18 protein-coding genes are annotated in these 26,251 nt (G+C 66.4%); 12 read left to right on the top strand and 6 right to left on the bottom strand.

The annotated features are described in order from the left end of the window. The first annotated feature begins 315 nt into the window (after positions 1–315). Together HII28_RS18575 and HII28_RS18570 are read left to right on the top strand one after the other, a co-directional pair. Positions 316–4,230: an ABC transporter ATP-binding protein gene (locus HII28_RS18575; RefSeq protein WP_170027355.1), complete on the top strand. Its 3,915-nt coding sequence runs from the start codon at positions 316–318 to the stop codon at positions 4,228–4,230. Positions 4,231–4,322: 92 nt separating this feature from the next. Then, on the top strand, positions 4,323–4,934 hold the full coding sequence (locus HII28_RS18570) for a PadR family transcriptional regulator (protein ID WP_170027354.1): 612 nt from the start codon (positions 4,323–4,325) through the stop codon (positions 4,932–4,934). A 275-nt stretch (positions 4,935–5,209) separates the two neighbouring features. Here the strand turns inward: HII28_RS18570 and HII28_RS18565 are convergent, their stop codons facing one another. From HII28_RS18565 to HII28_RS18555, 3 genes are all read right to left on the bottom strand, one after another. Further along, positions 5,210–6,724, bottom strand: coding sequence for an FGGY family carbohydrate kinase (locus HII28_RS18565; RefSeq protein ID WP_170027353.1), 1,515 nt, complete (start codon positions 6,722–6,724; stop codon positions 5,210–5,212). Between the two features lie 139 nt (positions 6,725–6,863). Continuing rightward, the gene (gene xylA, locus HII28_RS18560) at positions 6,864–8,054 is read right to left on the bottom strand and encodes a xylose isomerase (RefSeq protein ID WP_170027352.1); all 1,191 of its coding nucleotides are present in this window, start codon (positions 8,052–8,054) and stop codon (positions 6,864–6,866) included. A gap of 346 nt (positions 8,055–8,400) precedes the next feature. Then, entirely contained in the window at positions 8,401–9,447 is a 1,047-nt protein-coding gene (locus tag HII28_RS18555) for a LacI family DNA-binding transcriptional regulator (protein ID WP_240978409.1), read from the bottom strand. A 290-nt stretch (positions 9,448–9,737) separates the two neighbouring features. Here HII28_RS18555 and HII28_RS18550 point away from each other — a divergent pair, with 290 nt between their 5' ends. The 9 genes from HII28_RS18550 to HII28_RS18510 all read left to right on the top strand — a co-directional run bounded on the left by HII28_RS18550 (position 9,738) and on the right by HII28_RS18510 (position 21,724). Next, positions 9,738–10,970, top strand: a complete 1,233-nt coding sequence (locus HII28_RS18550) for a sugar ABC transporter substrate-binding protein (RefSeq protein ID WP_346769411.1) — start codon at positions 9,738–9,740, stop codon at positions 10,968–10,970. Positions 10,971–11,036: 66 nt separating this feature from the next. Beyond that, positions 11,037–11,999 (top strand): sugar ABC transporter permease, encoded by a 963-nt coding sequence (locus HII28_RS18545; protein ID WP_170027349.1) that lies wholly within the window; start codon positions 11,037–11,039, stop codon positions 11,997–11,999. A gap of 71 nt (positions 12,000–12,070) precedes the next feature. Continuing rightward, positions 12,071–12,859 carry a carbohydrate ABC transporter permease gene (locus tag HII28_RS18540; protein ID WP_240978408.1) on the top strand — a complete coding sequence of 263 codons (789 nt, stop codon included), beginning with the start codon at positions 12,071–12,073 and terminating at the stop codon, positions 12,857–12,859. Between the two features lie 140 nt (positions 12,860–12,999). After that, positions 13,000–13,809, top strand: coding sequence for a ThuA domain-containing protein (locus tag HII28_RS18535; RefSeq protein ID WP_170027347.1), 810 nt, complete (start codon positions 13,000–13,002; stop codon positions 13,807–13,809). Continuing rightward, positions 13,806–14,954: a Gfo/Idh/MocA family oxidoreductase gene (locus tag HII28_RS18530; RefSeq protein WP_170027346.1), complete on the top strand. Its 1,149-nt coding sequence runs from the start codon at positions 13,806–13,808 to the stop codon at positions 14,952–14,954. The genes HII28_RS18535 and HII28_RS18530 overlap by 4 nt, the downstream gene beginning before the upstream one ends. 179 nt (positions 14,955–15,133) lie before the next feature. Continuing rightward, positions 15,134–17,545, top strand: a complete 2,412-nt coding sequence (locus HII28_RS18525; RefSeq protein ID WP_170027345.1) for a glycoside hydrolase N-terminal domain-containing protein — start codon at positions 15,134–15,136, stop codon at positions 17,543–17,545. Positions 17,546–17,957: 412 nt separating this feature from the next. Then, a complete protein-coding gene (locus HII28_RS18520) occupies positions 17,958–18,947 on the top strand; it encodes an ABC transporter permease subunit (RefSeq protein WP_346769410.1) in 990 nt (329 codons plus the stop codon). A 9-nt stretch (positions 18,948–18,956) separates the two neighbouring features. After that, entirely contained in the window at positions 18,957–19,931 is a 975-nt protein-coding gene (locus tag HII28_RS18515) for a carbohydrate ABC transporter permease (RefSeq protein ID WP_170027344.1), read from the top strand. Positions 19,932–19,966: 35 nt separating this feature from the next. Beyond that, complete coding sequence (locus HII28_RS18510) at positions 19,967–21,724, top strand: extracellular solute-binding protein (RefSeq protein WP_170027343.1); 1,758 nt, start codon at positions 19,967–19,969, stop codon at positions 21,722–21,724. Here the strand turns inward: HII28_RS18510 and HII28_RS18505 are convergent. Then, complete coding sequence (locus HII28_RS18505) at positions 21,721–21,930, bottom strand: hypothetical protein (RefSeq protein WP_170027342.1); 210 nt, start codon at positions 21,928–21,930, stop codon at positions 21,721–21,723. The two genes, HII28_RS18510 and HII28_RS18505, sit on opposite strands and share 4 nt — an antisense overlap. Before the next feature lie 92 nt (positions 21,931–22,022). Here HII28_RS18505 and HII28_RS18500 point away from each other — a divergent pair, with 92 nt between their 5' ends. After that, positions 22,023–23,786 carry an ABC transporter substrate-binding protein gene (locus tag HII28_RS18500; RefSeq protein ID WP_170027341.1) on the top strand — a complete coding sequence of 588 codons (1,764 nt, stop codon included), beginning with the start codon at positions 22,023–22,025 and terminating at the stop codon, positions 23,784–23,786. A gap of 696 nt (positions 23,787–24,482) precedes the next feature. Here HII28_RS18500 and HII28_RS18495 read toward each other — a convergent pair. Both HII28_RS18495 and HII28_RS18490 read right to left on the bottom strand, forming a co-directional pair. Next, entirely contained in the window at positions 24,483–25,097 is a 615-nt protein-coding gene (locus HII28_RS18495) for a YesL family protein (protein ID WP_170027340.1), read from the bottom strand. A 59-nt stretch (positions 25,098–25,156) separates the two neighbouring features. After that, a complete protein-coding gene (locus HII28_RS18490; protein ID WP_346769421.1) occupies positions 25,157–26,227 on the bottom strand; it encodes a LacI family DNA-binding transcriptional regulator in 1,071 nt (356 codons plus the stop codon). Positions 26,228–26,251 lie beyond the last annotated feature (24 nt).

Below are 26,251 nucleotides of genomic sequence, written 5' to 3'. Positions count from 1 at the left end.
GCCATGGCCCGCATCACTGACTGCCATTGGATTCCTGAATAAGTAGGCCTCTGGCTATCACGTTCGACACTGGACTGGTTCAATGGAGAACCTGTCCGTGACCGCTCACGATCATCCGAAGCCGGTGTTGCCAGGTGATTCTGCCCTGATCCGTCAGCGCCGGCGGTCGTAGGCTCTCGCCCTCGATCGTCGCGTCATGACGCCGGGCGTCGTGGCTGACCGTCCCTCCGACGCGGGAATCCGTCCCGCCCTCCTTCTTCCCTGCGCACTGCATCATCGCCGCGCAGCCCTCGACGCCATTGGAGCGTGCTTTCCGTGTCCCCGTCCACCCGTGAGATCCCGACCGTCGCACCGAACCGGCGAGCCCGCAGGCGCGGCGCCAGGCCGCCGGCTGCCGGCCACCGGTCGGACGACGGCCTGCAGCCGTCATCCGTCCGTCCTGCCGACGCCCGCGAAGAATCGTCAGCTCCGGCCTCAGTTCGGAGCTCGACGGGCACGGGAGCGGCAGCGACGGGAGCCGCTGACGGCGGATCGCAGCAGCGTCCGGACGCGCAGGCGGAGCACGCGGCCGCTCCCGGGGCCGATCGCTCCGACACGCACTCCGTCGGAGCCGAGTGGCGCAGGCGCATCCTGCCGCTCCTCATCCGTCACCGGCTGCTCGTGGGATCCGCCATGGGACTGGCCGCGGTGTACGCGGGGCTCGTGTCGATGCTGCCGTGGATCCAGCAAGTCGTGGTCGACGACGCGATCGTGAAGCACGACGTGCCGATCCTGCCGTGGCTCATCGTCATGGCATCCGTCGGTCTCGTGGTGCTCGTGCTGTCGTTCTCGTGGCGCTACCTCGGCGCCAAGGCGTCGTACGCGGTGCAGTACGACATGCGAAACGGCATGTACGACGCGCTGCAGCGCCTCGACTTCGCCGGCCATTCGCAGCTGCAGAGCGGACAGCTGGTCTCGCGCGCCAGCTCGGATCTGCTCTGGGTGCAGATCTTCATCGGATGGTTCCCGCAGCTGGTCTCCACGATCGTGGGCGCCCTCGTCTCTGTCGTCGTCATGGTCACGCTGTCTCCGATCCTCGCCGCGATCGTGGTGGTGATCATCGCCGGGGTGTTCGTCGTGACCCAGCGGATGCGCCGCAACGCGCACGCAGCCGGCTGGCAGGCCCAGCAGCTCGAGGCCGACATGACGACCCAGGTCGAGGAGTCGATGACGGGCGTGCGCGTGGTGCGCGGATTCGGACAAGAGGCGCAGGAGAGCGCACGCCTGCACCGCGCGCTCAGGGACATGTACCGCGCCAGGGTGCGTGCCATCCGGCTGCGGGCTCCGTTCTCGGCGTCCCTCGCAACGGGACCGCAGCTCGGGATCGCGGTCATCCTGCTCGTCGGGGGCGTCTTCGTGCTGATGGGGAACATCGAGGTCGGCGTGTTCCTCGCCTTCACCGGATACCTCACGGGGCTCGCGGGCTCCGCGCAGACCGCCGGCATGGTGCTCAGCAACCTTCCCCAGTGCGAGGCCGCGATCGAGAGGATCGGCCAGGTGCTCGACCTGGCGCCGACGCTCACGGAGGTGGCGGATCCGATCTCCCCTGAGCGCACGGACGGTGAGATCGTCTTCGAGGACGTCGACTTCCGCTACGACGAGGCCGACGACCGTCCGGTGCTGAACGGCTTCTCGCTGCGCGTCGCGCCGGGGGAGTCGGTCGCACTGGTCGGCACGATCGGTTCCGGCAAGTCGACCCTGACGCATCTTGTTCCGCGCTTCTACGACGTCGACGGCGGCCGGGTCCTCGTGGACGGCATCGATGTTCGCGACCAGCCTGTCGCCGAACTCCGCTCCAGGGTCGGTGTGGTCTTCGAGAACAGCTTCCTGTTCTCCGACACCATCTCGGCGAACATCGCTTACGGTGTGCCGGATGCCACCCCCGCGACCATCGAGCGCGCTGCCCGTGCGGCGATGGCCCACGACTTCATCACGGAGACGCCAGAGGGCTATGACACGGTCATCGGCGAGCAGGGGATGACGCTCTCCGGCGGCCAGCGTCAGCGCGTCGCCCTGGCAAGGGCGATCCTCACCGACCCCGAGATCCTGCTGCTCGATGACGCGACGAGCTCCGTCGACGTGAGCGTCGAGCGGGACATCCACGCGAACCTCGGTCCGTTCCTCGACGCCCGCACGACGATCATCATCGCCTACCGCGAATCGACGGTGCGGATGGCCGATCGCGTCGTCATCATGGATGCCGGACGCGTCGCCGACACCGGCACCCACGAGGAGCTCTTCGAGCGCAGCGAGCTCTACCGCGAGCTGTTCGGTGACTTGGCATCCGATGAAGACGCCGGCGCCGGTGCGCTGCTCGAGGATGCACGGTACGGGCGGTTCGCGGCGTCGCCGGTTGCGTGGCATCCGTCGCGTCCGCAACAGCCGGGTCTGCTCGACCTGAGCACGTCTCCGGCCGTCACCGCGAGGATCGCGGCATTGCCGGAGTTCCACGACGAACCCGGGGTGGACATGGGCGAGGAGAGCAGGAATCGCGAGCCGTTCCGGCTGGGGAGGTTCCTGCGCCCCTACAGCAAGGGATTCGCGGTCGGACTCGTGTTCGTGGTGATCCAGGTGCTCATCGGGCTGGTCAACCCGCTGATCATCCGGCAGGGTGTCGACGCCGGCATGCTCGGCAAGTCCGTTCCGATGCTGCTCGTCGTCTTCGTGATCGCCGTGCTGCTCACCATCGCGCTGTTCTTCGACCAGCGGAACGCTCAACTGTGGACGCAGCGCACCTCCGAGCGGTTGCTGCTGGCCATGCGCACGCGCGTCTACGGGCAGCTTCAGCGACTCGGCATCGACTTCTACGACCGCACCCAGACCGGGCGCATCATGACGCGGATGACATCGGACATTGACTCGATCGGTCAGCTGTTCCAGACCGGGGTCATCAACCTGATCATGGCGGTGCTCACGTTCGCCGGCATGTCGGTCGTGATCTCGGTACTGGACTGGCGGCTCGCGCTCGTGGTGCTCTGCGTCATCCCGCTGGCAGCAGGGGTCACGTGGTGGTACCGGCGCATCGCATCCGTCGCCTACGACGAGTTGCGAGAGCGGGCGTCGATGCTGAACACCGACCTGGCCGAGTCGATGGCGGGCATCCGCGTGACGCAGGCGTACCGGCGCGAGGCCCGCAACCTCGACGACTTCGCGGCGCTCGGACGCCAGTTCATCTGGTGGGCACAGCGCAGCGCCTTCGCCAATACGGTGTACGTCGCCTCGGTAGAGTTCCTGTCGACGGCGGCGACGATCGCCGTCCTCGGCGTCGGATTCCTGCTCATCCAGGCCGGCGGCCTCGGCATCGGAACGCTGCTCGCGTTCCTGCTCTACCTGGCCCAGGTGTTCGCGCCGGTGCAGCAGATGTCCACCGTGTTCGACGCGTACCAGCGCGCCAGGGCGGGGCTGGTGCGCATCCGCGAGCTGCTGGGACTCCCGTCGTCGACGCCGGAGTCCGCCGACCCGCAGCCGGTGGAGCGGGTGGTGGGCGACATCCGTCTCGAGGGTGTTCGGCTGCGCTACGCCGGCACGACGATGGATGCCCTCAGCCGCGTCGACCTGCACATTCCGGCCGGGCAGCGCGTCGCGTTCGTCGGCCAGACCGGCGCAGGCAAGTCGACGACGATCAAGCTGGTCACCCGGTTCTACGACCCGACCGATGGGCGCATCCTCATCGACGGCAAGGAGCTGCAGACCCTCGACTCGGCCGAGTACCGCCACCGTCTGGGATACGTGCCCCAGGAGCCGTTCCTCTTCACCCGCTCGGTGCGCGACAACATCGCGTACGCCGTGCCGGATGCGACGGATGCAGAGGTCGAGGCCGCAGCACGGATCGTCGGCGCGCACGAGTTCATCTCCCGACTGCCCGGCGGATACCACGAGATCGTCACGGAACGCGGCCGCTCGCTCTCCAACGGTCAGCGACAGCTGATCTGCCTGGCGAGGGCGCTGATCGTCGACCCGCGCATCCTCATCCTCGACGAGGCGACCTCCAACCTGGACCTCTCCAGCGAGCGCAGGGTGGACCGCGCAATGCGGCTCATCGCCCGCGGACGCACCACGCTCGTGGTCACGCACCGACCGCAGTCGCTGCACTGGGTGCAACGCGTGCTCGTGGTCTCGGCGGGACGCATCGTCGACGACACGACCCCGCAGGCCTACCTGGAGCGGATGCACGAGCTGGCCGAGGCGTAGGGCATACCACCGGTTGAGTGCCGCCGCCGGTCGGGCTCAACCGGCGACGCTGGCTATTGCGGGTATTCACTTACCTGCTATATAAAACAGTCATGTCGATTCGTCAGAGTCTGCTCGCGATCCTGGACCAGGGCCCCTGCTACGGCTACCAGCTCCGCAGCGAGTTCGACCGCCGCACAGGCGGCACCTGGCCACTCAACGTCGGACAGATCTACCAGACCCTGGAACGCCTGGAGCGCGACGGCCTCGTCGCCAAGGGCGAGTCCGACCAGGAGGGCCGCGGCTACTTCGAGATCACGCATGCCGGCCACGACTCGGTCGCGGCGTGGCTGTCGTCGCCGGTGGACAGGCAATCGGCGGCCCGAGACGAGTTCGCGATCAAGCTGGCCATCGCATCCACCCTCCCCGGAGTCGACGTGGCTCGGGTCGTTCAGGTGCAGCGGATGTCGACCCTCGGGCTCCTGCAGGACCTCACGCGCACCAAGGAGGCGATCGACGAGCCGAAGACGGCCGAGGACCTCGCCTATCTGCTCATCGTGGACGGCCAGATCTTCAGCCTCGACGGCGAGCTGCGCTGGCTGGATCACACGGAGGGCAGACTGGCGCGCGCGAGTGCCGAAGTCGCCAAGCCGCTGCCGTTGAGCACCGAGACACCGAAGCGCGGGCGTCCGTTCCGCGAGCGTGCAGACGTGGCGGGAGCGTGACGTGACGACACCGATCTTGCGCCTCGACGGAGTGGCGATGCAGTACGGCAAAGGGGAGAACCGTCGCTTCGGATCGGGCTCACCTCCAGAGGCTCCCGATGTGCTCTGCCCGCTCTGACGACGGTCCGCCGACCGGTGTCAGCCCGCCGAAGCGTTCGTGTCCACCCATGATTCTCCGCGAACCGTCAACGGTGGAAGCCGGGCCGCAGACGGTGGCAGTGCGGATGCCATGGAGACCGAAAAGAGAGGACGCGCCGTCGAGGTCGGCGCAGGCCTCAGACCTCCGTCGGCCGCTCGGCCACGACGCCGGCGTACCGTGCGTACTGCTCGCGGATGACGGGCCTGTGGTCTGGTGCAGGTGCGGCGACGACGTCGAGCGTCCACTCGGGACGGACGCCGCTGAGCACCCATGCGGCCTGTACCGCTGCACCGTTCGCGACGTACTCGCCTGGTGCCGGGATGACGACGGGGGCGTCGAACACCTGCGCGGCGACGGCCTGGACGGCGGGGTTCAGTGCGGCGCCGCCCACCAGGAGCAGGCGCTGCTCGCGCACACCGACCGCGCGCACGGCGTCGAGGCCGGCGGCGAGACCGCTCAGCATGCCCTCGACGGCGGCGCGGGCGAGGTTCTCGCGACGGCTCGACGCGATCGTCAGTCCGTGCAGGCTCGCCTTCGCCTCCGGCAGGTTCGGGGTGCGCTCGCCCTCGAAGTAGGGAATGAGCACGACGCCCTCTGAGCCGGCTGGCGCACGCAGAGCCAGCTCCGCGAAGTCGTCGAAGTCCACATCGAGCAGGTCGGCGACCGAGCCGAGCACACGGGCTGCGTTCAGGGTGGCGACGAGTGGGAGGAAACGGCCGGAGGCATCCGCGAACCCGGCGACGGCGCCCGTCGTGTCGTGCGCCGACGTGTCGGTCACGGCGAAGACGGTGCCGCTGGTGCCCAGCGAAACGATGACGTCGCCGGATGCTGCCCCGAGTCCGAGCGCGGCCCCCGCATTGTCCCCGGCGCCGGGTCCGACCAGGATCCCGGCTCGCACCACGACGGCGCCGCTCTGCTCGGCCGTTGTCCCTGCGGGCTCCGCAGGACCGAGCACGCGCGGCAGCACGACGGCACCGGCCGTCGCTTCCGCACGCTCCGCGTCGTCGGCTGCCACGCCGATCGCCGCACGGCCGGCACGACCCAGTGCACGCTCGAACAGGCCGAGGTCGTATGCGTCGTCGCGGGGCGACCAGTACGCGGTTCCGGATGCGTCGGAGCGGTCGGTGACCAGCGCGTCGAAGTCGGGTCCGAGCGGGGACTCATCGGCTGGACCGTATCCGAGCAGGCGCCAGGTCAGCCAGTCGTGCGGGAGGGCCACGGCGGCGACGCGCGCGGCGTTCTCGGGTTCGGCATCCCGCAGCCAGCGCAGCTTCGTCGCGGTGAAGGATGCAACGGGCACGGCGCCTGCACGCTCGGCGTACTGCGCGGCTCCCACCTCGTCCGTGAGGACGCTGGCTGCTGCGGCGCTGCGGGTGTCGTTCCAGAGCAGGGCGTCACGGATCACGCGACCGTCGGCATCGAGCACGACCATGCCGTGCTGCTGTCCGCCGACGGAGATGGCGGAGACGTCATCGAGACCGCCGGCATCGGAGATGGCCTGGCCGAGTGCGACCCACCACGCTGCGGGGTCGACCTCGGTGCCGTCGGGATGGGACGCCCGTCCGGACCGCACGAGCGCCCCGGTCTCCAGGTCGCGGATGACGATCTTGCAGCTCTGAGTCGACGAGTCGACCCCGGCGATGAGAGTCATGGGATTCCTTTGGGTCGGTTCGGCGGTGGACGTGAAACGGCTCCCTGAGCGAGCGCCGGCGAGTGGAAGGGTACCGCCGGAAGGCGCACCATTCGACTCGCGTCGCTCGCTCAGGGAGCTGCGAGGTGGAACTGTCGGATCAGCGAGCGCCGAGCAGGTGCTCGGTGGCGAGCTGCTGCAGACGCACGAAGCCGAAGCCCTTGCCGTTCAAGTAGGCGTCGGTGTCGAAGTCCTCCCACGCGCTGCGGTCGGCCTTGATCGAGTCGATCGTCTCGCCGTCGTTGAGCGTGTTCTGCTCGAGCTCGAACACCTTCGCGGCCTCGAGCGCCTCCTGCACCTCGGGGTCGGCGCGGAAGGCGTCCGCGCGCTCCTTGAGCAGCAGGTAGGTCTCCATGTTGGCCTTGGCGGAGGCCCACACGCCGGACTCGTCCTCGGTGCGGCTCGGCTTGTAGTCGAAGTGGCGGGGGCCTTCGTAGGCCGGTCCGCCGTTCACGCCGCCGTGCTCGAGCAGGTCGACAAGGGAGAACGCGTTGTGCAGGTCGCCGTGACCGAACGCGAGGTCCTGGTCGTACTTGATGGAGCGCTGGCCGTTGAGGTCGATGTGGAAGAGCTTGCCGTGGTAGAGCGCCTGGGCGACACCGGAGGTGAAGTTCAGGCCGGCCATCGTCTCGTGTCCCACCTCGGGGTTGAGGCCGACGAGCTCGGGGTGCTCGAGGGAGTCGATGAAGGCGATCGCGTGGCCGAGGGTCGGCAGCAGGATGTCGCCGCGCGGCTCGTTCGGCTTCGGCTCGATCGCGAAGCGGATGTCCCAGCCCTGCGACAGCACGTAGTCGCCGAGGAAGTCGACGGCCTCCTTGTAGCGGGCGAGGGCGGCCTGGATGTTCTTGGCCGAGTCGTACTCGGCACCCTCGCGTCCGCCCCACATCACGAAGGTCTTCGCGCCGAGCTCAACACCCAGCTCGAGCTGTCGGAGGATCTTGCGGATCGTGTAGCGACGCACCTGGCGGTCGTTGGACGTGACGCCGCCGTCCTTGAAGACGGGGGCCGAGAATGTGTTGGTCGTGACCATCGGCACGATCAGTCCGGTGTCGGCGAGCGCGCCCTTGAGACGGTCGATCTGCTTCTGACGCTCGGCGTCGCTCGACCCGAAGGCGAACAGGTCGTCGTCGTGGAAGGTGAGACCGTACGCGCCGAGCTCGGCGAGCTTCTCGACGACGTGCACGACGTCGAGGGAGTTGCGGGTCGGTCCGCCGAACGGGTCGGTGCCGTTGTAGCCGACCGTCCAGAGACCGAAAGAGAACTTGTCTGCGCGCGTGGGCGTGACTGCCATGAGAAGAATCCTTCAGCATCGTCGATGAGTATTTGTTGCGACAGTAAACATATCAGACGTTGAGGGGTGCGTACAGGGGCGTTGCAGAGTTCGGTTCCGGTCTGCGGATCAGCGGATCGGTGCCATCACTAGACCGTCACTGCGCTGGTGGCGACGAGCTCCCGACGGTCGGCGTCGAGCGTGCAGTCGACGCCGAGGGGAACCGGCATCGATCGGTGATTTCGTCCAGCGCTCCGGAGAGGATCAGCCGGGTGAGCGCTCGGTCCACCATGCCGAGTCCGACAGCCCTGTTGATCTCCAGCATGACGACGCATCCGGTCGCGTATCGACGTGCCGTCGCTGCGACCTATGCTGCGGCGATCCCCAGCAGCTTCGTCAACGGAGCGCGACCGTGGGGCGCGGGCGCAACGGATCCGCCCTCGTGCAGGGAACACGGGATGCGCATCTGGGTGGGGGCGTCCATCCGGCCTTCGATGCGGGCGATGAGAGCCTGAGCCGCGAGCCGGCCGAGCGGGCTGCCTGGCGCCTGATAGGTGGTGAGCGGCGGAGTGAGCAGGTCGCCCGTCGCCGTCGAGGTGGCGACGCCGACGATGGAGATGTCCTCCGGGATGCGCACGCCGCGACGCTGCAGAGTGTTGACGAGCGAGAACGCCGCCTCGTCGTGCACCGCGATGACCGCTGTCGCGTCGGGCGCGTGACGTGCCAGTTGCTCCGTCAACGGCAGCACGGATGCCGAGTCGTGGCCGACGCGGAGAACGGTCCCGGTCAGGCCGCGTGCGGCGATCGTCTCGTTGAACGCCTGCTCCGTGCGGAGCGGCGGGCTGTACCTGGCGAGCGGGGTTCCGCTGAGATCCTCGACCACGAGACAGATTTCGCGGTGGCCCAGCTCCGCGAAATCATCGATCGCCGTCTCGATCGAGCGCTCGAAGTCGATGTCGACGTAGTCGATGCCGTCGAGCTCGCGCGTGCGGCCGATCAGCGCGAACGGCGCGTCCGCCCGTTGCAGGTGTTGGACGCGCTCGTCTTCCATCTGCACCTCCATGAGGATCACTCCGTCGGCGAATCCCGCCTGGATGAGCGAGGTGATCTCGGTTGTCACGTTGTCGCTGTGGATCGGCCAGAGCACCAGGCTGTAGCCGAGCTCCTCGGCAGCGGTGGCGGCGGCATCCACGAAGGAGTGGTGGTGCCGGTGGTCGAGCAGCGGATAGATGAGCGCGATCACATGCGATTTGCGGCTGGCCAGCGCCCTGGCCATGCTGTTGCGCCGATAGCCCAGCTCGTCGATGGCGCTGAGGATGCGATCACGCGTCTCCGGAGTGACCGGCTTCGTGCCGTTGACCACGAACGAGACCGTCGAGATGGAAACGTTCGCACGGTCCGCGACCTGCTGCATCGTGACCACGTCGGCCTCCCTTCCTCCGCTGTGGTGTGCGCACAGTATCCCATCGATTTCGGTCAAGCGCTTGACTTGGCGCGGCGAGGGTGTCCAGAATGCCTGAAAGCACTTGCCGGAGAATTCGATGTCGAGCTCACGGCTCTTCTTATGGAGTAATGGTCAAGCGCTTGACTACACGCATCCATCGGATGCCGGAACAACGAGTTCGAAGCACAGCAATGCCCGTGCATCCGTGCGCGACCCACTCAGTACCAAGCACCAATCAGAACGAAGCAAAGGAGCTTTCCGTGAAGAAGACACGCATCCTCGCGGCTCTCGCCGGAGTGGCGATGATCTCCCTGTCGTTGGCGGCATGTTCGGGATCAAGCAACAACTCGTCGGGGTCGAAGCCGACGCTGACGGTCGAGGACTACTTCAATTCCGATCCGGGCATGTCGGGTTGGAACAAGGAGTACCAGAAGTGCGGCGACGAGGTCGGCGTCAAGGTGAACCCGGTGCACATCGCCGGAGCCGCGCTGATCCAGAAGGTGCTGCAGCAGGTCTCGTCGAAGACCATGCCCGACGTGCTCATGCTCGACAACCCCGACATCCAGCAGATCGCGGCGACGGGCGCGCTCTCCCCGCTGAAGAACTTCGGCATCAGCGCACCGAGCGGTGACGTGCAGGCCGTGGTCAAGGCGGGAACGTACAAGGACCAGCTCTACGGACTCGCACCGGTGATCAACTCGATCGCGCTGTACTACAACGTCGACATGCTCAAGGCAGCAGGCGTCACACCGCCCAAGACCTGGGACGAGCTGAAGGCGGCAGCGACCAAGCTCACGGACCCGAGCAAGGGCGTCTACGGGTTCGCGATGAGCAACATCAACACCTACGAGGGCACCTGGCAGTTCCTGCCCTTCTTCTGGACGAACGGTGGTAACGAGAAGAACATCGATACGCCAGAGGCAGCCCAGGCCGTGCAGTTCGACGTCGACCTGCAGAACGACGGATCCATGTCCAAGAGCTCCGTGAACTGGAGCCAGCAGGACGTCAACAACCAGTTCGTCGCAGGCAAGGCGGCCATGATGATCAACGGCCCGTGGCAGCTGCCCGTGCTGAACTCGACGAAGGGACTGAACTTCGCCAGCGTGCCGATCCCGACGCGCACGACGTCGCAGAAGGTCGTCTCGCCCCTCGGCGGTGAAGCCTTCAACGTTCCCAACACCGGCGACAAGACCAAGATGGGCCTCGCAGCGAAGCTCGTCCAGTGCATCAACAAGCCGTCCGAACAGCTGAAGATCGCGGAGTTCACCGGCAACGTGCCCTCCGACCAGGCGTCGGCGGACAGCTGGGGCAAGTCCCACCCGCAGGTGCAGTCCTTCGTCGAGACCGTGAAGACGGCTCGCGCGCGCACCGCGGAGCTCGGACCGAAGTGGCCGACGGCCGCCACCGCCATCTACACCGCGGTGCAGACGGCGCTGACCGGCAAGGCCAGCCCGGCAGACGCGCTCCAGCAGGCGCAGACGCAGAACAAGTAGGTCGACGCGGGCGGACGGAGCGTGAGCTTCGTCCGCCTGTTGTCCGATTCCGCAAAGGAGCGTGATATGACCTCAGTGGATGCCGGCGTCGACCGGACCACACCGCGCGCCACGGAGCGCAGCGGCTCGAACAGTGTGCGACGCCGTGGGCCTCGCATCGGCCGGTACCTCACCCGATGGCTGTTCGTGGCGCCGGCGATCATCTTCGTGCTGGTGTTCTTCGGATATCCGATCGTGCAGAACGTCGTGATGTCGCTGCAGGACTACACGACCGCGACCTTCTACACGGGGCTGGCCCCGTGGGTGGGATTCGCGAACTACGAGAAGGTGTTCAGCAATCCGATCTTCATGACGACGGTGATCAACACAGCGCTGTTCACCATCGGATCGATCGTGCTGCAGTTCGGCATCGGCCTCGGGCTGGCGCTGTTCTTCAAGCGGCACTTCCCGCTCAGCGGATTCCTGCGTTCGCTCCTTCTGCTGCCCTGGCTGCTTCCGCTCATCGCGTCGGCGGCCGTGTGGAAGTGGATCCTCGACCAGGGCAGCGGGGCGCTGAACCAGTTCCTCGGCATCTTCGGGGTGCATCCGGTCCCGTGGCTGGTGAGCCCGAACCTCGCGCTGATCGCCGTGATCGGCGTGAACGTCTGGCTCGGCATCCCGTTCAACGCGACCATCCTCTATTCCGGGCTCCAGTCGGTGCCTGAGGAGTTGTACGAGGCGGCTGCATTGGACGGGGCGGTCGGCTGGCGCGCGTTCTGGCACATCACCTGGCCGAGCATCCGCTCCGTGGTGAGCGTGGTCATCGTGCTCGGCGTTGTCTACACACTGAAGGTGGTGGACATCATCCTCGGGCTCACCGGCGGCGGGCCGGCGAACTCCACTCAGACCCTGGCCACCTGGGCGTATCAGAACTCGTTCGTGCAGTTCGCGTTCGGCCAGGGAGCCGCGATCAGCAATGTGCTCATCGTGGTGTCGCTCGCGTTCGCGATCTTCTACCTCTATATGAACAGGAAGGGCGTGGACGAATGACCGCCACGACAGCTCTCGTGCTGCCCACCGGGTCGAGCGCGCACCGACGCAGGCACGCCAGGCGTTGGCCGATGACGGTGCTCGGCATCCTGTTCCTCGCCATCATGGTGTTCCCGGTCTACTGGATGATCAACAGCAGCCTCCAGTCGAACTCGGGCGCCGCGAACACGGAGTGGTTCCCTGTCCATCCCACGTTCGCCGGATACCAGGCAGCCCTCACCCAGCAGGCGGGCAACCTCGCCACCAGCCTCATCATCTCCATCGGTGCCGTCCTCATCACTCTGATCGTCGCCACACCGGCCGCGTACGGACTCGCGCGCTTCAGGATGAAGGGGATGACCGCCTTCGTCTTCGTGCTCCTCATCACGCAGATGATCCCGACGATCGTCATCGCCAACGCGCTGTACGCCCTCTTCAACAACTGGGGTCTGCTCAACTCGTATGTCGGACTGATCCTGGCGGACAGCGCGGCGCAGATTCCGTTCGCGATCATCCTCATGCGAGCGTTCATGGCATCCATCCCGACCAGCCTCGTCGAGGCGGCGCTGGTCGACGGCGCGAACAATTTCAGGGCGTTCCTCGCCATCGTGGTTCCGATCAGCAAGAACGCGATCATCACTGCGGCACTGTTCACGTTCCTCGGCGCGTGGGGAGACTTCCTCTTCGCCCTGACGTTGACCAGTACCCCGGCAGTCAGGCCGATCACCCTGGGCATCTACAACTATCTGGGCGCGAACGGGGCCACTCAGTGGGGACCGGTCATGGCGACGGCGGTGATGGCCTCCGTGCCTGCGGGAATCTTGCTGATCCTGGCGCAGAAGTACATCGCTGCCGGAGCCTTGGGAGGCGCCATCAAGTAGCGCCATCCAGGTCGCACACGCACACCACCAGCAGCCGACACGAGGACCCGACAGGGTCTTGGACGCCGGACGGACCGTCGCGCCTCGCGGTGCGACCGACACCCGTTCCGACAGCGGAATTCGTCACGAAGGAGACACACATGGACACCACCGCATCGACGCCACTGCGCGTCGTGGTCTGGGGAGAGAACCGGCACGAGCAGCTCGAGCCGCACGTCGCCGAGCTCTACCCGGACGGCATGCACAACGCCATCAAGGCGGGCATCGAGGAGAACCTCGGCGACCGCGTCAGCGTCACGACCGCCCTGCTCGACGACCCGGAGCACGGGCTCACCGAGGAACGGCTCGCGCAGACCGATGTGCTGACGTGGTGGGGCCACGCGGCGCACGGCGAGGTGTCGGATGAGGTGGTCGAGCGAGTGCATCGGCATGTGCTCGAGGGCATGGGGCTGGTGGTCCTCCACTCCGGGCACTGGTCGAAGATCTTCCAGAAGCTGATGGGCACCACCTGCACGTTGCGGTGGCGGAGCGAGCACGACCGCGAACTGGTCTGGACGGTCGACCCGACGCATCCGATCGCCCAAGGGGTTCCGCATCCGATCGAGATCCCGCAGCAGGAGATGTACGGGGAGCAGTTCGATGTGCCCAAGCCCGACGAGATCATCTTCATCTCGTCGTTCACCGGGGGAGAGGTGTTCCGCAGCGGCATCACCTACCGCCGCGGCAACGGGAAGATCTTCTACTTCAGCCCCGGCGACCAGGACTTTCCCGTGTACCACCACAAGGACGTGCGGCGCGTGATCGCGAACGGCGTCGCCTGGGTGGCATCCGATCGTCCGAGCCGCAAGCTGCCGACCCTGCTGCGCTACGAGACGGGTGACTTCTTCAACGGCAGGGGATATCAGGGCGCGCTGAGCAACAGCGACTACGAGACGGCCGACGCCGAATGAGCGGGCTCGCATCTACCGGCGATGCGAAGGGCAGCGCCTTCGAGCGGACGGGCGGCGAAGGTCCGCTGCGCGTCGTGCTCGTCGGCGCGGGGAACATGGGGCGCGCGTGGATGCGCATGCTCGCCGGATCCCCGAGCGTCGTCCTCGTCGGCCTGGTCGACCTAGACGTCGAGCTGGCTCGTCGCGCCGCGGCCGAGCTCAGCCTCGATGTCGTCGTCGGTGGCGCGCTCGCGGAGGTGGCTGCGGCATCCGACGCCCAAGCGGTGATCGACGTGACTGTGCCCCCCGCGCACCACGCGGTGAACACCGAGGCGCTGTTCCTCGGCCTGCCCGTGCTGTGCGAGAAGCCCATCGCGCCCACTGTCGCCGAGACGCTGTCGCTGATCGCGGCAGAGGAGATCACCGGTCGACTCCTGATGACGAGCCAGTCGCGCAGGTACTATCCGCAGTTGGCCCGGCTGAAGGCGATGGCCGGCGCACTCGGTGGCATCGGATTCGTCACGACGGAGTTCTTCAAGGCGCCGCACTTCGGCGGATTCCGGGACGAGATGGATCATCCGCTGCTCGTGGACATGGCCATCCATGGATTCGACGTCGCGCGCTACCTGCTCGACGCCGACCCCGTGAGCGTGGACTGTCGCACGTTCAACCCGTCCTGGAGCTGGTACCGCGGTGACGCCGCGGCCACCGCGGTCTTCGAGTTCGCGGGTGGCACGCGGTTCAGTTATGCCGGCAGCTGGTGCAGCCCTGGTCTAGAGACATCGTGGAACGGGTCCTGGCGCATCAGCGGCGCACACGGCACCGTCGCGTGGGACGGCGACGGGGATCCGGTCGCGGAGTTCGGCGAGGGCGCAGCTGCTGTCGAAAACGGATCGTCGACCGTACGCCCCGAGATCGCTGGAGCACTCGACGAGTTCGTCGACGCGCTGCACACCGGCACGACACCGTCGGGCGACGTGCACTCCAACGTGCACAGCCTTGCGATGGTCGAGGCCGCCGTGCTGTCGGCTGCCGAGCATCGCACCGTTCTGCTGGCCGACGTGCTCGAAGACGCCTACGCGACAGCGTTGGCGAACGAGGCACGTGATGACGTGCGCGAGGCGCTGGCGGAGTGGGGCTCCGCCGCGGCCAAGCTCGCGCACTGACAGGGTGCCGCGTGGCGAAGAGGCCGCCGAGCCGCGCGCGCCCCGAGCCACGAGCTTCCTGAGCGAGCTGGGATCACGCTCGCTCGGGAAGCTGGTGGGTGCGCTTGTTCGGGCAGCAGGCCGGTATCGTTTCGCTTCGCTCGCTCAGGGAGCCGAGCCCGACAGTCTGGAGACCGCCCATGCCCGACCCCCTTCTCGATCCGTCGTCCGTGAGCCTCGATCGTCCGGCGGAGCTCTTCCACGAGTCGTTCCTGCTGGGCAACGGATCGCTCGGTGCCGCCTCGTACGGCCGCACCGGCGAAGAGTGGTTCGACCTCAACCGGGACACGCTGTGGTCGGGCGGACCGAAACGGGATCACGCACCGCGCGGCGACGAGCCGCCAGGGCACACGCTGCGCGAGATGCGAACAGCCATCGCCCGCGGCGATCACGCGACGGCCGACGTCTGGGCGAGGCGTCTCCAGTCGGAGACCTGGACCGAGTCGTATCAGCCGGTCGGACGCCTCGGCTGGCGGTGGCGAGCGGATGATGCTGGGGCGCATTCCGCGGAGCCGATCCAGGACGAGGGAGGTGCGGAGAACGATGTCGAAAACGATCTCGCGCTGACGTACGAACGCATCCTCGATCTGCGTCGCGCCCGCTCCGAGGTCCGCGTCGGTGGGGACGTGCTCAGTGCGTTCGTGTCGCATCCGGATGACGTGCTCGTCGTGCAGTCATCTCTGTCGGATGCGCCGGCTCCGGTGTTCGCGACCCCGCACGATGGCGCCGACGTGCGCCTGGAACGAGTCGGCGACATCGAGTGGCTGATCGTGGTCGGCCGCGCGCCCGCGCACGTCGTTCCGGAGTACGTGCGCAGCGAGCATCCGGTGAGCTACTCCGCCGGGGAGCCGGATGAGGACGGAACCGTCGAGGCAGGCATGGGCTGGGCGCTCGCCGCAGCCGTGCAGCGCACGCCAAGCGGAGCACGGCTCATCGCGACCGCCGTTACGGGCTTCCGTGGATGGGACCGGCGTCCTTCCGCAGACCTGCCGATGCTCGCCGAGCGCGCACGATCCGTGGTCGCGGCTGCCATCGCCCGTTCGACGGATGAGCTCGCTGCACGCCACGAGGCAGACCACGCGTCGCTCTTCGACCGCGTGCGACTCGACCTCACCCCTTCGCAGGATTCCGGTGCGGTCGATGCCCAGCGCTACTTCGATTTCGGCCGCTACCTGCTGATCTCCTCGTCTCGCGCCGGATCGCAGGCGGCCAACCTGCAGGGCATCTGGAACGACGAGGTGCGCCCCGGCTGGTCCAGCAACTACACGACGAACATCAACGCACCGATGAACTACTGGGGAGCCGAGGCCGCGAATCTCGCGGAGCTGCACGAGCCGTTCTTCGACCTGCTCGGCGACCTCGCCGTTGCGGGCCGTGACACCGCAGTGCTGCGCTACCTGGCCGCAGGCGCCGCGTGCCACCACAACACCGATGCGTGGCGCTTCACGGCGCCGGTCGACGGCAACCCGCAGTGGTCCAACTGGCAGTTCGGGCTGGCCTGGATGTCCGCTCATCTCGGCGCGCACCTCGACCACCGCTGGTCGGACGGGTTCGCACGCGAGAGGGCACTGCCCGTCGTGCGCGAGGCAGCCGCCTTCGTGCTCGACCAGCTCGTCGACGACGACGGATCCCTCGTCGTCAGCCCTTCCAGCTCGCCGGAGCACAGCTTCCGGGATGCCGCAGGCGTCGTCGTATCCGTCACGGCGGGCAGCACCATCGACCAGGAGATCACGCACGAGCTCCTGTCCCGACACGTGGCACTCGCGGAACGGCTGGGCGAACCCGACCCGATCGCCGGGAGAGCTGCGGAAGCGCTGGCGCGTCTGCGGATGCCCGCCATCGGCCCCGATGGCCTCCTGCGCGAGTGGCCTGCCGGACTGGAGTCGACGGAACCGGGCCACCGACACTTCTCGCACCTCTACGGCGCCTTCCCCGGCACGCGGATCACCGAGACCCGCACGCCGGAAGAGTTCGAGGCGGTACGTCGCACGCTCGCCTTCCGGCTCGAGAACGGCAGCGGGTATACGGGCTGGAGCCAGGCGTGGACGCTGTGCCTTGCGGCCCGGCTGCGGGACAAGGAGCTGGCGGCCACCTCGATCGGGGTCCTCGTGCACGAGCTCAGCTCGCCCTCACTGCTCGACCTGCATCCGCACGGAGAGCGGCCGGGCGGCGCCCTGTTCCAGATCGACGGCAACCTCGGAGCGATCGCAGGCGTCGTCGAGCTTCTGCTGCAGAGCCACGACGACGCGCTCTCGCTGCTGCCGACGCTTCCGCACGCTTGGCACACCGGATCCGTGAGCGGACTGCGTGCCCGCGGCGGACACGAGGTGGATCTGCAGTGGAGGAACGGGCGGCTCGAACGAGCCGAGCTGCGGTCTGATCCAGAGGCGAGCGTCGTCGTCGAGGTGGACGATGACGTGGTGGTGTCGGTCGTGGATGCGGCCGGAGGCCCCGTCGAGGTCAGCACCGTGCCGGTGGCCGCCGCGGGTCGCGCCCGGTGGGCCTGGAACTGCCCGCAGAGCGGCACGTCGGTGGTGGGCGTTCGCGGCTGACGGCATCCGCTGTCACCGCAGTCCGGTGACGTGCACGGAACCGCATCGAGCGCCACGGCGGCGGTGGCCCCGACGTAGAGCCCGGATCGCCGTCGTCGTTTTCGTTCCGGTGCCCACGTTCGCCGTGCCGCAGATGCCCTGCCGGTGGGCGAAGCGGTTCCACGCGCCGTGCGTCGTGGTCTGACGGGCTGCACCATGCCGTTCGTCTTGACGAATCACCCCTGCACCTTCTATCTTCATCGAAGCGGTTCGATTAACGAGAGCCGCGATCATGCGATTTGCACCGCGTCCCCCCTCGCGGAATCCATCGACGCATGAGACCTGCCAGGCCCACACAAAGGAGTGAGATGCAGCGGGATATGGCATCTGTCGGCTGCTGCGCGGTCACCGCCGAGGCGAAGGCCCCGGCGCTGTGACCACGCAAGCGGTTCTCCAGGAAGTCGCGTCATCGGAGCGCGTCATCACCTCGCGCCGCAAGCGCCGCCGCGACCCGTCGCGGAGCAGGAGCAAGAAGTCGTTCACGATGTTCCTGTGCATCGTGCCCTTCGTGGTGCTGGTGTTCGTGTTCTCCTACCTGCCGCTGTACGGCTGGATCTTCTCGCTCTACGACTACCAGCCGGCTCTCGGCCTCAAGGGCAGTCAATTCGTCGGGCTGCAGTGGTTCCAGATGCTGGTCAGCTCGCCGACGCAGATGGCGCAGATCGGCCAAGTGCTCATCAACACCCTGGCGATGAGCTTCCTCGGGATCGCCACCTCGTTCCTCCCGATCGTCTTCGCCGTCTTCCTCAACGAGGTGAAGTCCGGGTGGTTCCGCAACGTCGTGCAGACGTTGACCACGCTGCCGAACTTCATCTCGTGGGTGCTCGTCTACATGATCGCCTTCTCGATGTTCTCCAGCTCCGGCCTGGTCAACAGCGTGCTCACGGACTCTGGCCTCATCACGACGCCGATCAAATTCCTCGACTCCGACTCGCATGTGTGGCTGACCATGCTGCTCTGGAGCCTGTGGAAGGGCCTCGGTTGGGGCGCGATCATCTATCTCGCGGCCATCACGGGCATCGATCCGGCGCTCTACGAGTCGGCGAAGATCGACGGCGCAGGACGCTTCCAGCTCATGCGCTACATCACGATCCCGCAGCTCATGCCGACGTACGTCGTGCTCCTCATGCTGTCGGTGGCCAACCTGCTGAACAACGGCATGGACCAGTACTACGTGTTCCACAACGCGTTCAACATGCAGCACATCCAGGTGCTCGACCTCTACGTCTACATGGTCGGCCTGACGGGCAACAACCTGTCGCTGGCCACGGCCATCGGCATGCTCAAGAGCGTCATCTCCGTGATTCTGCTCATCACCGTCAACCTCATCGCCAAGCGTGTGCGCGGCACGTCGATCATCTAGGAGCACGACATGGCCATCGCAACGGATGCCGCCCCACACACCGACGCGCGCCCTCACCGAGCGAAGTCGGAGCGTCCGGTCCACCTCAAGCGCACGGCGGGCGAGAAGACCTTCAGCGTCATCAACTACGCGGTGTTCGCGCTCTTCGCATTGATCTGCGCGTACCCCTTCTACTACCTGATCATCAACTCGATCAGCGCGAACGACATCTCCGCCCTGGGCGACGTGCGGTTCTTCCCCGTCGGATTCCACCTCTCGAACTATGCCCAGGTGTTCCAGCTGCAGGGCCTGACGCTCGCCACCGCCGTCAGCGTCGCCCGAACCGTGCTCGGCACCGTCGGCACGGTGCTCGCCTCAGCGTTCCTCGGATTCATGTTCACGCAGGAGCGCATGTGGGGCCGCGCGTTCTGGTACCGGTTCACCGTCATCACGATGTACTTCAGCGCGGGCCTCATCCCGGTGTTCCTCATCATCAAGGGGCTCGGGCTGACGAACAACTTCTGGGTCTACGTGATCCCGTTCCTCGTGCAGCCGTTCAACATCATCCTGGTCAAGACGTTCGTCGAGTCGATGCCGCGCTCGATGCAGGAGGCGGCCGAGATGGACGGGGCGAACATCCTTCAGGTCTTCTTCCGCGTCTACCTGCCCAACATGACGCCGATCCTCGCCACCGTCGCCATCTTCTCCGCCGTGGCGCAGTGGAACATGTTCCAAGACACGCTGATCTACATCACCGATCAGAGCCTGTACACCCTTCAGTACCTGCTCTACATGTTCATCAACCAGGCGAACAGCCTGGCGACGGCAGCCCAGAACGCGGCGGGCGGCAACCTCAGCGCCATCGCGAGCTCCGCGACCTCGCAGACGCCGACATCGATTCAGATGACGGTCGCGGTGGTCGTCGTACTGCCGATCATCTTCATCTATCCCCTGTTCCAGCGCTTCTTCGTGAAGGGCATCATGCTCGGCGCCGTCAAGGGTTGACGACTGCTGCAACGCACCAAGAAAGGAAATATGCAATGAAGCGTAGAGAGTTCCTTGCCCTTGCGGGAATCGGGGCGGTCGCGACGATGACGTTGTCGTCATGCTCTCTCATCGACGGCAGTTCCTCAGCCTCGGCCGGGTCTTCAGGGGCCTTTCCCTCGTCGTGGAAAGACGAGATCACGATCGACGTGTTCGATGACCTGGCGAACTACCAGGGCATCGCGACGGGGTGGTTCGCGAAGCTCGTCAAGGACAAGTTCAACATGAAGCTGAACATGATCGCGCCGAACGTGGCCGGCGGCGGCGACACACTGTTCAACACGCGTTCTGCGGCAGGGGACCTCGGCGATCTCGTGCTCCTGGGGTCGTCGGCGCACCTCCCGCAGGCGCTGAAGGGCGGACTCCTTCTCGACGCATCCCCGTACTACAAGAACATGGGCAATGTTCAGAAATACGACGCCGCGGTCAAGAACGTCAACAAGGGGCAGAAGGGAACCTTCGGGTTCCCGACCACCGTGTCGAGCCTCAAGCCGACGGTCTCGTCGGAGGCGACCGACCCGCTGAGCGCCCCGTTCCTGCGCTGGGATCTGTACGCCCAACTCGGCTATCCGGAGATCAACAACCTCGACGACCTGCTCGACGTGCTCCAGAAGATGCAGCACCTTCAGCCGAAGGCCCCCAACGGGAAACCGGTGTACGCGTTCTCCTTCTTCAAGGACTGGGACAGCTTCGTCATGCAGAACGCGACGCAATTTCAGGGCTACTACGGATACACGCAGGCCGGGCTCGTCTTCGCGGCAGCGGATGGAAGCGACTACCAGAGCGTGCTGGACTCGGACGGATATTACGTGCAGTCGTTGCGTCTGTACGCGAAGGCCAGCCGAATGGGTCTTGTCGATCCCGACTCCCCGACGCAGAACTATTCGGCGCTCTTCACCAAGTTCCAGAACGGCGAGGTCCTGTTCTCCTGGTGGCCCTGGCTCGGCGGTTCGGCGTACAACACCGATGCGAACATGAAGGCGGGCAAGGGCTTCCAGATGGCGCCGCTCAAAAACATGAAGGTGTACTCCGCGGGTGTTCAGCCGTACGGAGGCAGCACGTCGTTCGCGATCGGAGCCAAAGCCAAGGATCCGCAGCGTGTCGCGGCTTTCATCGACTGGCTGTACTCGCCGGAGGGCGTCTACGCGAATTCCGGCGGAGTTCTCGCCACTCCCGGTCCCGAGGGCATGACCTGGACGAACTCTTCCGGAAAGCCGGATCTGAACCCTTTCGGTCAGAAGACTCTTCTCGACGGCGGAACCGACACGGTGTCCGCGTCGTATGGCGGCGGCACCTTCTCGAAGGGCGTATCTCCGATCAACGTCGTCACGGTGGACCTCGTCGACAAGGACCCGGCAACGGGCCAGCCGTTCACGTACATGGTCTGGCCGAGCTACCAGGCACTCGTCGAGAACCCGCTCACCAAGGACTGGTCGGCCAAGATGGCCGGACAGAAGACGACGATGGCATACCTGCAGAAGAAGGGCGAATTGGTCGTCGCTCCCGGCTCCGGCTACATTGCGCCGACCGACAGCTCGGAGATCTCCACGTTGCGCGGTCAACTGGGAACGGTCATCGTCTCCAACTCCTGGAAGATGGCGATGTCCACCAGCGAAGCCGAATTCAACGCGCTGCTCAAAGACATGCAAACCACGGCCAACGGCCTCGGCTACGACAAGGTCTACAAGGTCGACCTCGCCAATGCGAAGGCGCAGGCGGCAGCCCAGAAAGCGATCGTCAAGAAGTTCGGCTAGGCGCCGTTGAGGAAACGGCACCGCGATGCAGTGGCGCGGCGTTCGCCGACGTCGCCGAGAAAGTCGGCGAACGTCGGGCAACGGGACTGGCGGGCTTTCGGTTCATCGCGGGAGCCGATGTCGGCGATCCACGAGTCATCGGGCGTGATGTCGAAGGCGTTGAGGCCGCCTTTCACCGTAGCCATTGCACCGTCGACCATCGTCATCCATCCCTGTTCCAGCACTTCTTCATGAAGGGCATTTGTTCGGCGCCGTCAAGGGTTGACGGACCGCAGCGCACCAAGAAAGGAATACAGCAATGAAGCGTAGAGAGTTTCTTGCATTGGCAGGCATCGGGGCGGTCGCCACGATGACCTTGTCGTCATGCTCTCTGATCGACGGCAGCTCCTCGGCGGAGGGCGGCTCCACCGGAGCGTTCCCTTCCACGTGGAAGAAGCAGATCACGATCGACGTCTTCGACGACCTCGCGAATTACCAGGGCATCCAGACCGGATGGTTCGCGAAGCTCGTCCAGGACAAGTTCAACATGAAGCTCAACATGATCGCGCCGAACGTGGCCGGTGGCGGCGAGACCCTGTTCAACACGCGCTCGGCAGCCGGTGACCTCGGTGACCTCGTCGTCCTCGGGTCGTACCAGCACCTGACGGAGGCGCTCAAGGGCGGGCTGCTGCTGAATGCGTCCAGCTACTACAAGAACATGAAGAACGCCGCCGGATACGACACGGCCGTCAAGAAGGCGAACGACGGTCAGAAGGGCACTTTCGCGTTCCCGACCTCCGTGTCCAAGCTCAAGCCGACGCAGTCGTCGGAGAGCACAGAGCCGACGTTCGGTCCGTATCTGCGCTGGGACCTGTACGGCCAGGCCGGCTACCCGAAGGTCGACACTCTGGAAGACCTCATCCCCGTACTCACCGAGATGCAGAAGGCGCAGCCCAAGGCATCCAACGGCAAGCCGGTCTACGGGCTGTCCCTGTTCAAGGACTGGGACGGCAACATGATGAACAACGCCAAGCAGCCCGCCTGCTACTACGGCTTCGACGAGGTCGGCTTCGTGCTCGCGGCGGCGGACGGCTCGTCGTACGAGAGCATCGTCGACTCCGATTCGCACTACGTGCGCTCGCTGAAGTTCTTCAGCAAGGCGGCCCAGGCGGGACTCGTCGACCCGGATTCGCCCACCCAGAACTACTCGACGATGTACGCCAAGTACCAGGCCGGACAGGTGCTGTTCGCGTTCTGGCCGTGGCTCGCCCAGCCCGCCTACAACACCTCGGACAACATGGACAAGGGCATCGGGTTCGAGATCGCGCCGCTGAAGGACATGAAGATCTTCTCCTACGGCTCGCAGGTGTACGGCAGCAGCAACTACTCGATCGGCATCGGAACGAAGGCCAAGGATCCGCAGCGCGTCGCCGCCTTCATCGACTGGCTCTACTCGACGGACGGCGTGTACGCCAACGGCAGCCAGACCGGTTCGGCGGCCGGCCCGAAGGACCTCACGTGGGACCTCGACTCGTCGAAGAAGCCCGAGCTGAACGCCTTCGGGCAGAACGCCTTCCTCGGCGGATCGACCAAGGAGGTTCCGTCCGACTGGGGCACCGGCACGTTCGTGAAGGGCGTCTCCGCGCTGAACGTGACGACGGTGACCGCCGTGGACAAGGATCCTGCCACCGGCTACTCGTTCGCGTACCAGATGTGGCCGAGCTACCAGAAGCTCATCGCCAACAAGCTGACGAAGGACTGGTCGTCGCACATGGACGGTGCCACCACCACCATGGACTACCTGAACAACAACAAGAAGATCATCGTTGCCCCCGGTTCCGGCTACAACGCACCCGCCGACGACTCCGAGACCCAGACGCTGCGCAACCAGATCAAGGCCGTCATCGTCAACGAGTCCTGGAAGGCGGCCATGGCCACCAGCACCTCGGACTTCAACTCGATCCTCAAGGGCATGCAGGACACGGTCAACGGCCTCGGCTACGCCAAGGTCCTGAAGCTCGACATGGAGCATGCGAAGGCGCAGAACGAGGCTCGTCTCGCCGTCGCGAAGAAGTTCGGCTGAGCCACCCAGCGCAGACCAGCGACCGCGAAGCGGGGTCCGGAAGTTCCGGGCCCCGCTTCCGCGTCTCCGCGGCAAGGCGCTCCAACGCGAGGGTGCCGCATTCGCCCCCTGAAAGTGCTCGTTCCTCCGCCCGAGGGTGCCCGTTCCTCCGCCCGAGCGTGCCTGTACCTTCTCGCGAAAGTGCTCGCTTCTCCGGCCGAGGGTGCGCCCTTCTGTCCCCGAGCGCGCCACTTCAACTCCCGAGAGTTCCCATTTATCAGCGCGAGAGCGCTCGTTCGTCCGGAAGCGCCCCTCTGGCCCTCGACGGTGCCCGCTTCTTCCGCGCAGCTGACACTCGCAGCTAAACGCGCTGCTTCTATCAACCGAACCTGTCGCACGCTCGCGCGAGGGAAGAAGCAGGCTCGCGGATAAAGGGGCACTTCGTGCGGCGAGACAGGCACTCTCGCGGGAAGGAAGCGGGCGCCCTGGGACGGAGAAACGGGCACTCCCGCGTGGAGGAACGGGCACTTTCGCGAGAAGGTACGGGCGGCCTGGGGCGAGGGAACAGGCACCCTCGAGCGGAGCAACAGGCACGCTCGGGCGAGGGAACGAGCACCCTCGAGCGGAGAAACGGGCACCCTCGGGGAGGAGGAACGGGGTGTTGGAACGGGCATCTTCGGCGGCGGGAACTGCCGCGCCGCCGCAGGGAGCGGAGCTCTAAGCGTCTTGCGGGGTGTGGCGCTTGAAGACGGCCCGCAGCAGGAAGCCCGCGCCGTAGGCGCCGACGGAGAATCCGATGGTCGCGAGCACGATGAGGAACGCGGGCAGCACGGCGGACAGGCTCACCGCCGTCGCCGGGATGATCACGAGCACGAACGTGCGCCAGGACTCGGCGACGGGCAGCAGCATGGCGTTCTTGAGGGTCTGGCGCAGCGCGTTGTCGTAGCGTCCGACGAGTGCGCATCCGTACAGGAATGCGGCGAAGAAGTAGAGAGCGCCGAGCAGAGCGACGATCGCCGCCGCAATGGACAGCGTGCTCCCGCTGAACGCCCAGAACAGCCCGCTGAACACCAGGATGATCGCGGGCACGGCGAAGCAGACGAACACCATCGTGCCGCGCAACCAGTTCGACTTGAGTGCGCGGAAGTAGTCGCGGATCAGGTCTCCGCCCTCGTCGTCCGAGTAGCGGATCGTCACCTCGAACAGCGCGCTCGTCGCCATGCCGATCGTGACGAACGGGATGCACGTGAGGATGAAGACGACATTGAGCACGATGAACGAGACGAACGTCGTCGCGCCGCTCATCACCTTGCTGTCGGGATCGACCCTCATGCTCTCGGCCTCATGCCGTTCTCTGCCCTTCTAGCGCCGTCATCCGCGCGCCGCTGCGCTCACACCGTCGCCTGGCGCGTCGCCTTGGTGGCCTTGGCACCCTGAGCGCTCCTGGCGGCCTTGGCGGGCTTCGGGGCGGGAGCGGATGCCGTGCGCACCTCGAGCGTCGGCGCGATGAGTCTCACCCCGGGCGGGGTTCCGCCGTCGATCATGTCGCAGATGGCGTCGGCCGCCGCGGCACCGATCGCCTCGGCCGGAACGGCGATGCTGTCCACCGGTCCCGGGACCGAGAGCGCGACATCCTCTGGGCACAGCGCGACGATGGACGGTGCGGTCGGCGAGTGCTTGCCCGTCTCGACAAGCCGTGCGAAGACGTGGGGCAGCGCGCCCTCGTTGTGCACGAGGAACCCGGTGATCTCGGGATCCGCTGCAACGACCGCGTCGACGACGTCGGCCGCATCCGCGCTGCTCGGGCACGGGTGGATGCTCGCGGTCACCCCTGAGGCTGCGCACGCGGCAAGGAATCCTCTGGCCAGGCGGTCCGCGTAGGACGTGTGCCGCGCCATGACCTCGGCGGGGGATCCGATCAGCGCGAGACGGCGGTGGCCCTGGGCGATGAGCCGGTCGACGGCAAGCCATCCGGCCTCTTCGAAGTCGAAGTCGACGCAGGGGATCGTGCGACGCCCCTCGGGCAGACCGATCAGCACGCTGGGCTGTTCGAGGCGCGAGAGCACGCCGATGCGGGGGTCGTCCGACTCGATGTCCATGACGAGCAGCGCGTCGACCATGGAGCCGTTCGCCGCGCGCTCCATGCCCCGAGGGTCGTCGTTGGTGAGCAGCAGGATGTCGTACCCGCGCGTTCGCGCCTTGGCCACGACACCGGTCACCACCTCCATGACCACGTGCACGTCGACGCCGCTGCGCAGCGGGATCTGCAGGCCGATCACGTTCGTGGAGCGGGAAGCCAGCGAGCGAGCGCCGGCATGAGGGCTGAAGCCGAGCGACGCGATGGCCCGCTCCACCCGCCTGCGCGTCTCGGGGGAGATCGTGCGCTTGCCGCTCATCACGTACGACACGGTCGAGATGGAGACGCCGGCCTCTTCGGCGACGTCCGCGATCGTGACCATCAGGCGATCCTGCCTTTCTCAGCCACA

It is taken from the genome of Planctomonas sp. JC2975 (genome assembly GCF_012985205.1).
Classification (GTDB): Bacteria; Actinomycetota; Actinomycetes; order Actinomycetales; family Microbacteriaceae; genus Humibacter.
The sequence above is the reverse complement of the archived record's forward strand: the minus strand, read 5'-3'. Positions and strand labels throughout refer to the sequence as shown.